Raw genomic sequence first — 12077 nt, 5'->3', positions numbered from 1 at the left:
CATCACGACTCCGCCACCGCGACTCCGCCATCACGACGTCGTCGGGGTCGGCTCGGCGGTCGTGGTGGTCTCCGGCGGGTCCGTGGTGGTCTCGTCCGAAGGGCAGCCGTCGTCGTGCTCCTCCGTCGTGCACGGGTGCCACACCGTCGTCAGGGTCTCGCTGTAGGTCCATTCGAGGAACACCGGCTGCGCGGCCGACGGTCCCCGCTCGACCACACGGGCGTCGTCGCACGGCTTGGCGGCGGCGGACGAGCACGCGGCCCGGAAGGTGAGCGTCACGGTGGTCGTCGCGCGGTCCCCGGGCGGTTTCCGCGCGACGACGGGGACGCCGCACTTGGGCTTGTCGCTGTTGGGCGGCGCGAACGTGTGGCCCCGGCAGTCCACCTCCGCGCCCGTCCGCTCGCACAGGTCGAACGCCTGGGACGAGTGCGCGACGGTGCCGTTGGAGAACGCGACCCCGACCACCGTGATGGGCACCGAGGTCTGGTCCCTCCAGGCGAACGCCTTGCAGTCAAGCTGCGTGGGTTCGTCGGTGAACAGGTCGAACACCGGCGGGCGCTCGCCCCACGGCGACCCGTTGGGCGTGCTGCCGTCCAGCCGGGCCGTGCCGATGGTGATCGTCAGCCGCCCGCCCGCGGTGGTGCTCGTCGTGGTCGTGGACGGCGGGGTCGAGTCCGTGGTCATGAACCCGGTGTCCGTGGTGGTCGTGGTGCTCGGCGGTGCGGTGCCCGTCGATCCACCGCAGGCCGCCAGCGCCAGCGCGCACAGGGCGACCACGCACTTCGCCGCCATCACGATCGCCTCCCTCACGCAGGGTGCGTTCACCCGTGAGATCGGCGTTTGCGCTGCTGGGATTAGCGGGCGTCCCCCGAACGGGTTAACGCAGGGCGTCGCGCAGGCGCACCCGCGCCCCGGTGCGCAGGACGGCGTTGGCGTACACCCGGCCGCCCAGCCACGTGATGGCCGCGATGGCCGCGAGCGCCAGCACCACCGCCAGCACCACCTGCCACGCCGGCGCCACGCCCATCGCCATCCGCCCCGGCATCAGGATCGGCGCGAACGGCGGCAGCACCGACAGGACCGCCACCAGCGAGTCCGACGCGTCCTGGATCATCAGGTTGATGCCGACCACGAACGCGATGACGATCGCCATGCTGATCGGCGTCAGCACCGACTGCAGCTCCTCCTGCCGCGACACCAGCGACGCCGCCGCCGCGAACACCGTCGCGTAGAGGAAGAACCCCAGCAGGTACCAGAGGACGCCGGTCGCCAGCGCGCCGCCCGCCACGCCGGTCACGTCGATGATCCCGGACACCGACGCCAGCACCAGCCCGGTGACCCCGATCAGCACCAGTTGCGCGAGCCCGACCAGCCCGAGCCCCACGACCTTGCCCAGCAGCAGCTGCCACGGCCGCAGCGTCGAGAGCAGGATCTCCACCACGCGGCTGGACTTCTCCTCCACCACGCCCTGGGCGACCATCGTCCCGTAGACCAGCAGCGAGTAGTACAGCAGCGCCGCGATGACGAGCCCGATCGCCAACCGCTGCCCTTGCCGGTCGTCGTCGGGTCGCAGCGCGACGACGTCCACGCCGGCCTTCTCCACGTTGCGCGCCACGGTCGCGGGGTCCAGGCCCGCCTCGGCGAGCTGGGCGTTGAGCACCTGTTGCTTGACGATCAGGTCGATGGAGTTGCGCAGCTCGTCGTCCAGGCGGTCCTTGACCACCACCCGCAGCGCGTCCGGCGCGCCGGTCACCAGGGCGTCCACCTCGCCGGCGCGCACCTGCTCCTCGGCCGCCGCCACGTCCCCGACGTCCACGGTGACCAGGTCGCGCCCGAACGACTTCGCGGTCTGCTTGAGCGGCTCGGCCAGCACGGTCGCCTGACCGCTCAACGCCACGGTGTCCCGGTCGGACCGCTCGACCAGCACCGTCTGCAGCAGCACGTACCCGGCCAGCACGGCGATGATCACCAGCGTGCCGAGGACGAACGACCGCGTCCGCACCTTGGCCAGGAACTCCCGCCGGGCGACCAGGAAGACGGCCCGGCCGGGGGTGGGGTCGCTCATGCCGCGTGCTCCTCGGTGACGACGCTGCGGAACAGCTCGGTCAGCGTCGGCCGCCGCCGGGTGAACTCGTGCACCGGTCCGGTGGCCAGGGCCGCGTGCAGCACCGCCTGGTCGTCCGCGTCCGGGCCCAGCTCCAGGGTGGTGCGCGGGCCGTCCACGGCCACCGTGCGCACGCCGGCCAGGCCGTCGGCCCACCCGTCGGCCGCGCCGGGCGCGTGCACGACGAGCTGCGCGCCGCCGCCCGACCGCAGCTCCTCGACCGTGCCGCAGGCGACCAGCGACCCGGCGCGCACGATGCCGACCCGGTCGCACAGCCGCTCCACCAGGTCGAGCTGGTGGCTGGAGAACACCACCGGCACGCCCGCGGCGGCCTTCTCGCGCAGCACCTGGCTCATCACGTCCACCGCGACCGGGTCCAGCCCGGAGAACGGCTCGTCGAGCACCAGCACGTCCGGCTCGTGCACCAGCGCCGCCGCGAGCTGCACCCGCTGCTGGTTGCCCAGGCTGAGCTTCTGCACCTCGTCGTCGCGCCGGTCGCGCAGGCCCAGCCGCGCGATCCAGTCCTCGGCCGACCGGTGCGCCGCGTCGCCGCGCATCCCGTGCAGCTCGGCCAGGTACACCAGCTGGTCGTGCACCTTCATCTTCGGGTAGAGGCCGCGCTCCTCGGGCATGTAGCCGATCCGGCGGCGGGTCTCCAGCGTGACGGGGGCGCCGTTCCACCGGACCTCGCCCGCGTCGGCGGCGAGCACGCCCAGCGCGATCCGCATGGTCGTCGTCTTGCCCGCGCCGTTGCTGCCGACGAAGCCGAACAGCTCGCCGGCGCGCACGTCGAAGGTCATGTCCCGCAGGGCGACGACCGGACCGTAGCGCTTGGAGACCCGGTCGATCTCCAGCACTCCCTGTGCCACGCGTGCCTCTCTCTCCTGGTCAGCCGTACACCCGCGTGGACAGCGGCTCGAACGGCTCGCGGCTGAACACCGCTTCCACGGGCAGGCCGAACACCTCGCAGATCCGCAGCGCCAGGTCCAGGCCGGGGTAGTGGTCGCCCCGCTCCAACGCGCCGATGGTCTGGGGGTTGACCCCGACCGCCCGCGCCAGACCGACCCTGGTCATCCCCCGCTCGACCCGCAGCACCCGGATCCGGTTGTGGATCCGCTGTTCGACGTCCCGGCGTGCCGGACTCATGCTACGAAGTGTTGCGAAAACCCAACAGAACGGCAAGTAAACAATTCACACAATAGGCCGAACGGCGGTATCCAAGCCGGGCGGGTCCGGAAATCACGATTCGGTGAAACGATACGTTGCCCGGAACCGAATCGATGGTCGACCGGTCGAATGTGTCGCGGGCCGCAAACCCGGCGTCGTCTGGAGGGGACTTATGGAGCCGATCGAGCCGGACCAGTGGCTCGCGCAGTACGGGCAGAAGATCGAGCAGGCCAAGCAGAACGCCGAGCAGGCCAAGGCGCAGCTCGGTGACGTCGGCGGCAGCGCGACCTCCCCGGACGGCCTGGTCACGGTCAGCGTCAACGCCTCCGGCGCGCTGACCAACCTGATCCTGCGCCCCGGCCTGCGCGGCGAGGACCCGGAGCGCATCTCGGGCGCGATCATGACCGCCGTCGCCCAGGCGCAGCGCAACGCCGCCGGCCAGGTCGTGCAGATCATGACCGAGTTCGTCGGCGACAGCCCGGCGCTCGACTTCGTCAAGGCGAACATGCCCAACGGCTATTCGGGTGACGGCACGGACGAGGCGGAACCGGAGTCCGAGCTGGAGCGTCGAGACACCAGGCCCGATGACGAGTACTTCACCAACCCACCCGACGTGATGGCCTGAGCCAGGGGGTAGAGGACCATGTTCGTGTCGTTCCAGGTGAGCCCGGAGGACATCCGGGCCCACGCCGGCACGGTCGACCAGCTCGCACAGCGGATGCTCGCGGCCACCAAGAGCGCCGACCCGTCGCTGTCGACCGACGCCTTCGGCGTCTTCGGTTCGTTCCTGGCCTCCTTCCTGCTCCAGTCGGCGGGCCAGTCGCAGGACATCTTCGGCCAGGCCACCGAGACGATCGTCGACATGTGCCAGGGCCTGCGCGAGGTCGCCGACCTCTACGAGAACGTCGACCTCGACAACGCCTTCGGGTTCAACGGAAAGGCACGCGGATGAGCACCCAGGCAGCGACGACGCAGGGCCGCGACCCGTCCCACCTGATCGGCGACGTGCAGGGCACCGTCGCGGCGGTCGAGCGCGGCGACTGGGTGCAGGCCGGGCTGGGCATGGCCAACACCGCGATGAGCATCGTCGGCATGGCCTCCAACCCGCTGTCGGGCTTCCTGTCCGCGGGCTTCAGCTGGGCCATCCAGCACGTGGACTTCCTGCGCGAGCCGTTCGACGCGCTGCTGGGCAACCCGCAGGCGATCCAGAAGATGGCCGGCGACTGGGCGTCCGCGGCCAAGCAGATCGAGGGCATCGTCGCCGACTACCGGCGCACGGCCGTCGAGGAGACCCGCGGCTGGCAGGGCCGCTCGGCCGACGGCTACCGCGCGGCGGCCAAGAAGCACGCCTCCGGCCTGGAGACGCTGAGCAAGGCCGCGCACGGCATCTCCAACGCCGCCAAGGGCGCGGGCGAGCTGGTGGCGCAGGTCCGCAAGACCATCATGGACCTGATCAGCAAAGCCGTGTCGGACATGGTCATGAAGATCATCCAGTGGCTGTCGGTGTCCTGGCTGACCTTCGGCGCGTCCATCGCGGCGGCGATCGCGGACATCATCCAGATGGCGTGCAACTACGCCAAGAAGCTCGCCGACTTCCTGCAGAAGCTCGGCAACTCGCTCAAGAAGCTGATCGACCTGATCAAGCAGGTCGTGCAGATCATCAACACCGCCAAGCAGATCCTGCAGGCGATCACCGCGATGACCCACTCCAACAAGGGTGGCGGCGCGGGCGGCGGTGCGGGCTCGCGCCCGTCCTCGGGCGGCCTGGGGCTGACCGAGGACCAGCTCAACGAGATGGACCGCGGCGCCAACGACCGCTACACCTCCGGCAGCGGTGGCGGCGGCACCCACACCAGCGGCGCGGTCGGCGGTGGCGGCCCGCAGGTGAGCCGGCCGCCGACGCTGGGCGGCGGCCCGGCCGACGGCGGCTGGGGCGGTGGCTCCGGCGGTTCCGGCGGCTACACCCCGGGCGGGAACGGCACGGTCAGCAGGCCCCCGCAGGTCGGTGGCGGCGGCAGCGGCGGCGCGAACTCCGGCGGCCACTGGGAGCCGGGCCGGTGGGTCCCGGCGGCGTCGGGCCCGCGGGTCACGCCGCCCGCGGTGCCCCACGGGGGCCCGGTGCGGGACACGACCTACGCGACCAACACCTCGACGCCTTACGTGCCTTCGGCTCGGCCGTTCTCGACGCCCGACCTGCCCACCTCCTCCGGTGGTGGCGGTGGTGGCGGCGGCTTCGGCGGTGGTGGTGGCGGCATCCCCGGTGGCTTCGGCGGCGGCGGCATGGGCGCTTCCGGTGGCGGCGGCGCCGGTCAGACGCTGCAGGCCGGCGGCGCTTCCGGTGTCCTGCCCCAGGGTTCGCCCGCGGCGGGCGGCGCCGGCGCGATGGGCGGCGCGCCCGGTGGCGGCAAGGGCGGCATGGGCGGCGGCATGATGGGCGGCATGATGCCCCCGATGGCGCCGCAGGGCGGCCAGGGCGACGGCAAGGACCACCAGCGCAAGGTGCGCCTGGAGGGCGAGCCGCTGATCGACGAGCCGCCGAAGGCCGCGAAGCCGATCATCGGCGAATGACCGGCTGACCCCGGTCACTCGGACCGGAAGGGGGACCTCCTGGGCGGGAGGTCCCCCTTCCGCTTGTCACGACAGGGCGGCGAGTTCCTCGGCGACCTCCCGCCGCACGACGGGTTCCCGTCGCGCGCGGTCGGCCGGCACGAGCCCGGCGCGGGTGCGGCGGTCCAGCACGTCGTCCGCGTCCAGCGCGCCCTCGTGGCGCACCGCCCAGGCGACTTCGCCGACCTCGGCGACCTCCCGGGCCTCCGCGCCGTACCGGGCCACCAGGTGCGCCGGGCCGTCCGCCCGGCCCGCGCCGACCAGCGGCAGCGACTTCGTGCGGCACGGGGCGGTGGTCAGGCCGGTCGCGGTCACCGCGTCCGCCGCCATCCGCCGGTACGTGGTGAGCTTGCCGCCGACCACCGTGGTGATGCCGTCGGCGGTCAGCACCGCGTGCCGGCGGGACAGGTCCGCGCTGGGGCCGCCGCCGGTGTCCAGCAAGGGCCGCAGACCGGCGAACGCGCCCAGCACGTCGGCCCTGGTGAGCGTCCGCCGCAGGACCGACGACGCCATGCCGAGCAGGAAGTCCACATCGGACTCCGGAACGGTCGGCACGTCCGGCACGGGCCCGTCCACCGGTTCGTCGGTCAGGCCCACGTAGACGCGGCCGTCCTGCTGGGGCAGGACCAGGCCGAAGCGGTTGCGGGTGCCGGGGACCGGCACGGTCAGGGCGGTCCGCGTGAGGCCGACGGTGTCGGCGGCCAGGACCAGGTGCGAACCGCGTGACGGGCGCAGCTCGACGTCCACCAGGTTGCCCGCCCACACACCGGTCGCGTTGACGATCGCCCTCGCGCGGATGGTCAGCGCCTCGCCGGTCAGGGTGTCCGTGACGTGCGCGGTTCCGGTGTCCAGGCGGGTGACCTTGGCCTTGGTGATGACGCGTGCGCCGTGGCCGGCGGCCGTGCGGGCCAGGGCGACCACCAGGCGGGCGTCGTCCACCAGTTGGCCGTCGTAGGCGAGCAGGCCGCCGCGCAGGCCGACCGGGTCTAGGCCCGGCACCAGCGCCAGCGCCTCCGCGGCGGGGACGTGCCTCGGGCGGGGGAGGACCCGGCTGGGAGTGCGGGCCAGGCGGCGCAGGACGTCGCCCGCCTGGAGGCCGGCCATGACCACCGGGTCGGTGGACTTGCCGTGCAGGGGGACCAGTTGCGGCAGCGGGCGGACCAGGTGGGGCGCGGTGCGGGTCATGAGGACGCCCCGCTCCACCGCGCTCTCGTAGGCCAGGCCGACCTCGCCCTGGGCCAGGTAGCGCAGGCCGCCGTGCACGAGCTTGCTGGACCACCGGGAGGTGCCGAACGCCAGGTCGTGGGCCTCGACCAGGCACACGTCGAGGCCGCGGGACGCGGCGTCCAGGGCGACGCCGGCACCGGTGACGCCACCGCCGACCACGAGCAGGTCCACGGTCTTCTCGGCCACCTCGGTGAGGTCGCGGCGGCGGCGGGCGGCGTTGAGCGAGGTGTTCACGACAGGGCCGCGTTCAGGAAGGTGGCCAGTTCGGCCAGCAGGGCGTCGAAGTCCAGGTCGGTGGTGGCCGGGCGGACCGACAGCACCATCGACTGGGTGGTGAGCAGCACCAGGCGGGCCTGGGCGTGCGGGTCGCCGGGGCGGATCGAGCCGTCGGCGTGGCCGGCCTCGACCTCGCCGAGCAGGAACGCCTCGATCAAGCGTTGCGTGCTGCCCAGGCGCTGCACGAGGTAGGGCAGCATCAGCTCGGCGTCCAGGTCCAGGACGCGGCGCATCAGCGGGTCGGCGGCCAGCAGGCGGATGCCCGCGATGGCCCGGCCGACCAGGCGCTCCCGCGCGGTGCCGCCCGGGTCCTCGATGCGCGCCAGCAGGGCGGTGAACTCCCTGGTCATCAGGGCGCGCACCAGCGTGCGGACGTCCGGGAACCGGCGGTAGAGGGTCATCCGGCTCACGCCGGCGCGCTTGGCGATGTCCGTCAGCGTGGTGCGGCGGACACCGACCTCGACCACGCAGTCGCGGGCCGCGTCGAGGAGTGCGTCATCACTGTGACGTTGGGACGTCATGTGTCACACTGTAGCGGTGACCGAGCGCATCGACCACACCCTCCGGGGCAGGTGGACCCCCTCGACGGCCGAGCTGCCGCCGCACGCACTCAAGCTGCTCCGGCAGCGCACGGGACTCGGCGACGTGCGGACCCCCGCCCGCGCGCCCGAGGTGCCCGGGTCCACCCTCGCGGCGGACGCCCGGGCGGCGCTGGACGCCGTCGTCGGGCCCGGCTTCGTGCGGGTCGATCGCGACTCCCGGCTGGGCCGCGCCGGCGGCCTGTCCTACCTGGACCTCCTGCGGCAGCGCGGGGACGGCGACCTGGCCGTGCCCGACGCCGTGGTGCTGCCCGCGACCCCGGAGCAGGTGACCGAGGTGCTGCGCGTGTGCGCCGAGCACGACGTGGCCGTGGTGCCGTTCGGCGGCGGCACGTCCGTGGTCGGCGGCGTGGCGGCGGTGCGCGGGGACAAGGCGTCGGTGATCGCGTTGGACCTGGTGCGCCTGGACAAGCTCGTGTCCGTGGACCCGGTGTCGCGCATCGCGGTGCTCCAGGCCGGCCTGCCCGCGCCCGAGGCCGAACGCCTGCTCGCGCCGCACGGCTTCACCATCGGGCACGTGCCGCAGTCCTACGAGCGGGCCACCATCGGCGGGTTCGCCGCGACCCGGTCCGCCGGGCAGGCGTCGTCGGGTTACGGCCGGTTCGAGGACATGGTCGAGGGCGTGCGGCTGGCCACGCCGGTCGGGGAGTGGCGGCTGGGCGCGGCGCCCGCGTCGGCCGCCGGACCCGACCTCAAGCAGCTCGTGATCGGCAGCGAGGGCGCGTTCGGCGTGCTCACCGAGGTGTCCGTGCGGGTCCGGCCGCGGCCGGTGGTCGAGCGCTACGAGGGTTTCGTGGTGGACGGCTGGGAGCGCGGCGCGTCGGCGGTGCGACGGCTCGCGCAGCGCCGGGTGCTCGCCGACGTGACCCGGCTGTCCGATGTGGACGAGACCGAGGTGTCGCTGTCGCTGGCCGGCGGCTGGAAGACCGCGGCGTTGAAGGGCTACCTGCGCGGGCGCGGGCTCAAGGAGCCGTGCCTGCTGGTCCTGGGCTGGCACGGGGCGTCCGAGGCGGAGGTCAAGCGGCGTCGCCGGGAGACGGTGCGCGGGCTGCGGGCGGTGTCGCTGGGCAAGCTGCTCGGCGAGGCGTGGCGGCACGGCCGGTTCAACGGGCCGCGCCAACGCGACGCGTTGATGGAGGTCGGGGTGTGCGTCGAGACGTTGGAGACGGCGACGCACTGGTCCCGGGTCTCGCAGTTGCGGGAGTCGGTGCGCGAGGCGCTGCGGGACGCGTTGGGCGAGTGCATCGTGATGTGCCACATCTCGCACGCCTACGAGACCGGCGCGTCCCTGTACTTCACCGTCCTCGCCGCGCGGGACGCCGACGACCCGGTCGGGCAGTGGCAGGTGGCCAAGGCCGCGGCGGGCGAGGCGATCAGCGGCGTCGGCACGATCAGCCACCACCACGCGGTGGGCACCGACCACGCCCCGTACCTGGAGGCGGAGATCGGGGCGCTGGGCGTGGCGGTGCTGGCGTCCGTCAAGCGGACACTGGATCCCACGGGCGTGCTCAACCCTGGCAAGCTCATCCCCGGCGGGATAGTTTCGGGTGGGTGACCGGTGACCTGCTGATCCGTTCCGTGCGGCCGTGGCCCAACAGCCTTGACGTGCCCGCGGTCGACGTTCTCTGCTCAAGTGGACTGATCGAGGCGTTCGGGCCGGGGCTGGCCGCCCCGCCGGGCGTGCCCGAGGTGGACGGTGGCGGCGGCGTCCTGCTGCCCGCCTTCACCGACGCCCACGCCCACCTCGACTCCACGCGCCTCGGCCTGCCGTTCCGCCCGCACAGCGCGGGCGGCGGCCTGGCCGACCTGATCGAGAACGACCGCCGGAACTGGCGCACCGCCGAGCGGTCGGTGTCCGAACGGGCCACCCACACCCTGGGCCGGACCATCGCCGGCGGCGCGACGGTGGTGCGCAGCCACGCCCAGGTGGACGTCGACTCGGGGTTGGCCAAGCTGGAGGGCGTCCTGGCGGCTCGGGAGGCGCACGCTTCACGGGCTTTCGTGGAGGTGGTGGCGTTTCCGCAGTGCGGCATCCTGCGGGAGAAGGGCACCGCGGAGTTGCTGGACGCGGCGTTGCGGGCGGGTGCCGACCTGGTCGGCGGCTTGGACCCGGCGGGGTACGACCGTGATCCGGTGAAGCACCTGGACGTCGTGTTCGGGTTGGCGGAGAAGCACCAGCGGGGGGTGGACGTGCACCTGCACGACGCCGGGTCGTTGGGCGCGTTCCAGATCGAGTTGATCTGCGAGCGGGTGGCGGCGTTGGACATGCGCGGGAAGGTGACGATCAGCCACGCTTTTGCGCTGTCCACTGTGGATGGTGAGCGGCAGCGCGAGTTGGTGGACCTGTTGGCGGAGCATGACGTTGCGGTGACGACCGTGGCTCCGGGTGTGCGCGATCCCCTGCCGTTGCGGCAGTTGCGGTGGTCGGGCGTGCGGGTGGGGTTGGGTCAGGACGGCATCCGCGACTACTGGTCCCCCTATGGCAACGGCGACATGCTCGACCGGACGTGGCAACTGGCTTACCGCAACGGGTTCCGGCCTGATGCTTTGATCGAGATGTGCGTGGACATCGCCACTCGGGGTGGGGCGGCGGTCGTGGGTCGGACGTTGGGGTTGGTGGAGGGTGCGCCGGCTGATCTTGTCGTGGTGCCTGGGGATACGGTTACGGCGGCGGTTATGGATCGTGCGCCGCGGACTCTTGTGGTGCATGCGGGGCGGGTTGTGGCGGCGGAAGGTCAGCTCGTCTGAGCTCCTGCCTTGGTGATCGCGCTTCGCGCTTTCAAGATCAAAAGCGGCGCTCGCCGCGCGGCAGGCCCCCGGAGGGGAAGGGCGTCGGTCTCCCTCCGCACGGCCTGCCGGAGGCAACCACAGATCGCCGGGGTCGTTCAAAAAACTTTCGCTCGTTCCTCGCGAAACTTTTTCAGGCCGACCCCGGCGATCTGTGGTTGGGCTGCGCCCAGGCCGTACGGAGGGAGACCGAGGCCCTTCCCGTGGGCTTGCAGCGCGGCGAAAAGCGGTTCGCGCTGCGCGCGGGAGTGGTGCGGGGGTGGGAGTGGTGCGGGGGTGTGGTCCGGGGGTTAGAAGGTGACTAGGGCCTTGCCTAGGTTTTCGCCGCGCAGCATGCCCAGGAAAGCTTCCGGGGCCTTTGCCACGCCGCCCTCGGTGATGGTTTCGTCGTACTTCAGTTCACCCGACGCCACCCAGCCGCCGACCTCGCGCACGAACTGCTCGCGCAGGTGCGCGTGGTCCGCCACCAGGTAGCCGCGCAGCGTCAGCCGCTTCCCCACCGCCAGGAACAGGTTGCGCGGGCCCGGCTGGGGCTCGGTGTCGTTGTAGACCGAGATCGCCCCGCACAGCGCGGCCCGGCCGTAGAGGTTGAACGCGTCCAGCGCCGCCTCCAGGTGGTCACCGCCGACGTTGTCGAAGTACACGTCGATGCCGTCCGGCGCGGCCTTGGCCAGTTGTTCGCGGATCGGGCCGTTGCGGTAGTTGAAGGCCGCGTCGAAGCCCAGTTCCTCGACCAGGTACTCCACCTTCGCGTCGGTGCCGGCGCTGCCGACGACCCGGCTCGCGCCCTTCAGGCGGGCGATCTGGCCGGCCACCTGGCCGACCGCCCCGGCCGCGCCGGACACGAAGACGACGTCGCCCTCCTTGAACGCCGCGACGTCCACCAGGCCCGCGTACGCCGTCATGCCCGGCATCCCCAGCACACCCAGGTACGCCCCGAGCGGAGCGGCGGTCGGGTCCACCTTGGTGGCGTGCGCGGCGTCCAGCAGGGCGTACTCGCGCCACCCCAGGCCGTGCAGCACGGTGTCGCCCACCGCGAAGCCCTCGGCGTTGGAGGCGACGACCTCGCCGACCGCGCCGCCGTCCAGCGGTTTGCCCAGCTCGAACGGCGGGACGTAGCTCTTGGCGTCGTTCATCCGACCCCGCATGTACGGGTCCACACTCATCACGGCGTTGCGGACCAGGAGTTGGCCGTCGCCGGGGGTGGGGACCTCCACCTCGGCCAGTTCGAAGTTCTCCGGCGTCGGGAAGCCCTTCGGGCGGGACGCCAAGCGGATCTCCTGCGCGGTGCTGGGCACGATCATGACCGG

General features: G+C 72.6%; 12 protein-coding genes. 5 read left to right on the top strand and 7 right to left on the bottom strand.

Features of this window, described 5'->3' with window-relative positions:
* Positions 1-30: 30 nt before the first annotated feature.
* From AB0A74_RS04450 to AB0A74_RS04435, 4 genes are all read right to left on the bottom strand, one after another.
* Positions 31-810 carry a hypothetical protein gene (locus tag AB0A74_RS04450; protein WP_358247467.1) on the bottom strand — a complete coding sequence of 260 codons (780 nt, stop codon included), beginning with the start codon at positions 808-810 and terminating at the stop codon, positions 31-33.
* 67 nt (positions 811-877) lie between these two features.
* Entirely contained in the window at positions 878-2065 is a 1188-nt protein-coding gene (locus AB0A74_RS04445; RefSeq protein ID WP_358247466.1) for an ABC transporter permease, read from the bottom strand.
* Complete coding sequence (locus AB0A74_RS04440; RefSeq protein WP_358247465.1) at positions 2062-2973, bottom strand: ATP-binding cassette domain-containing protein; 912 nt, start codon at positions 2971-2973, stop codon at positions 2062-2064. Before AB0A74_RS04440 ends, AB0A74_RS04445 begins: the two co-directional genes overlap by 4 nt.
* A 19-nt stretch (positions 2974-2992) precedes the next feature.
* On the bottom strand, positions 2993-3250 hold the full coding sequence (locus AB0A74_RS04435) for a helix-turn-helix transcriptional regulator (protein WP_343932792.1): 258 nt from the start codon (positions 3248-3250) through the stop codon (positions 2993-2995).
* 193 nt (positions 3251-3443) lie between these two features.
* Here AB0A74_RS04435 and AB0A74_RS04430 point away from each other — a divergent pair, with 193 nt between their 5' ends.
* From AB0A74_RS04430 to AB0A74_RS04420, 3 genes are read left to right on the top strand one after another with little or no spacing between them, the layout of a single operon-like run.
* Positions 3444-3896, top strand: coding sequence for a YbaB/EbfC family nucleoid-associated protein (locus AB0A74_RS04430; protein WP_358247464.1), 453 nt, complete (start codon positions 3444-3446; stop codon positions 3894-3896).
* Between the two features lie 18 nt (positions 3897-3914).
* Positions 3915-4223: a type VII secretion target gene (locus AB0A74_RS04425; RefSeq protein ID WP_358247463.1), complete on the top strand. Its 309-nt coding sequence runs from the start codon at positions 3915-3917 to the stop codon at positions 4221-4223.
* Entirely contained in the window at positions 4220-5839 is a 1620-nt protein-coding gene (locus AB0A74_RS04420) for a WXG100 family type VII secretion target (protein WP_358247462.1), read from the top strand. The genes AB0A74_RS04425 and AB0A74_RS04420 overlap by 4 nt, the downstream gene beginning before the upstream one ends.
* Before the next feature lie 66 nt (positions 5840-5905).
* On the opposite strand, the gene AB0A74_RS04415 is transcribed toward AB0A74_RS04420, so the two are convergent.
* Together AB0A74_RS04415 and AB0A74_RS04410 are read right to left on the bottom strand one after the other, a co-directional pair.
* Positions 5906-7339 carry a glycerol-3-phosphate dehydrogenase/oxidase gene (locus tag AB0A74_RS04415; RefSeq protein ID WP_358247461.1) on the bottom strand — a complete coding sequence of 478 codons (1434 nt, stop codon included), beginning with the start codon at positions 7337-7339 and terminating at the stop codon, positions 5906-5908.
* Positions 7336-7902 (bottom strand): helix-turn-helix domain-containing protein, encoded by a 567-nt coding sequence (locus tag AB0A74_RS04410; RefSeq protein ID WP_358247460.1) that lies wholly within the window; start codon positions 7900-7902, stop codon positions 7336-7338. Before AB0A74_RS04410 ends, AB0A74_RS04415 begins: the two co-directional genes overlap by 4 nt.
* Before the next feature lie 16 nt (positions 7903-7918).
* On the opposite strand from AB0A74_RS04410, the gene AB0A74_RS04405 reads away from it, so the two are divergent.
* Both AB0A74_RS04405 and AB0A74_RS04400 read left to right on the top strand, forming a co-directional pair.
* Positions 7919-9535 (top strand): FAD-binding oxidoreductase, encoded by a 1617-nt coding sequence (locus AB0A74_RS04405; protein ID WP_358247459.1) that lies wholly within the window; start codon positions 7919-7921, stop codon positions 9533-9535.
* The gene (locus AB0A74_RS04400) at positions 9532-10728 is read left to right on the top strand and encodes an amidohydrolase (protein WP_358247458.1); all 1197 of its coding nucleotides are present in this window, start codon (positions 9532-9534) and stop codon (positions 10726-10728) included. Before AB0A74_RS04405 ends, AB0A74_RS04400 begins: the two co-directional genes overlap by 4 nt.
* Before the next feature lie 329 nt (positions 10729-11057).
* On the opposite strand, the gene AB0A74_RS04395 is transcribed toward AB0A74_RS04400, so the two are convergent.
* Positions 11058-12071, bottom strand: coding sequence for an NADP-dependent oxidoreductase (locus AB0A74_RS04395; RefSeq protein ID WP_358247457.1), 1014 nt, complete (start codon positions 12069-12071; stop codon positions 11058-11060).
* Between the last annotated feature and the right edge of the window lie 6 nt (positions 12072-12077).

The organism is Saccharothrix sp. NPDC042600, assembly GCF_040647305.1.
Classification (GTDB): domain Bacteria; phylum Actinomycetota; class Actinomycetes; order Mycobacteriales; family Pseudonocardiaceae; genus Actinosynnema; species Actinosynnema mutabilis.
This window is presented reverse-complemented; position numbering and strand designations above follow the sequence as displayed.

Coding starts and splice junctions, on each gene's coding strand:
- AB0A74_RS04445 (WP_358247466.1), bottom strand. CDS start 2,065: ATGAGCGACCCCACCCCCGGCCGGGCCGTCTTCCTGGTCGCCCGGCGG.
- AB0A74_RS04395 (WP_358247457.1), bottom strand. CDS start 12,071: ATGATCGTGCCCAGCACCGCGCAGGAGATCCGCTTGGCGTCCCGCCCG.
- AB0A74_RS04410 (WP_358247460.1), bottom strand. CDS start 7,902: ATGACGTCCCAACGTCACAGTGATGACGCACTCCTCGACGCGGCCCGC.
- AB0A74_RS04435 (WP_343932792.1), bottom strand. CDS start 3,250: ATGAGTCCGGCACGCCGGGACGTCGAACAGCGGATCCACAACCGGATC.
- AB0A74_RS04425 (WP_358247463.1), top strand. CDS start 3,915: ATGTTCGTGTCGTTCCAGGTGAGCCCGGAGGACATCCGGGCCCACGCC.
- AB0A74_RS04420 (WP_358247462.1), top strand. CDS start 4,220: ATGAGCACCCAGGCAGCGACGACGCAGGGCCGCGACCCGTCCCACCTG.
- AB0A74_RS04430 (WP_358247464.1), top strand. CDS start 3,444: ATGGAGCCGATCGAGCCGGACCAGTGGCTCGCGCAGTACGGGCAGAAG.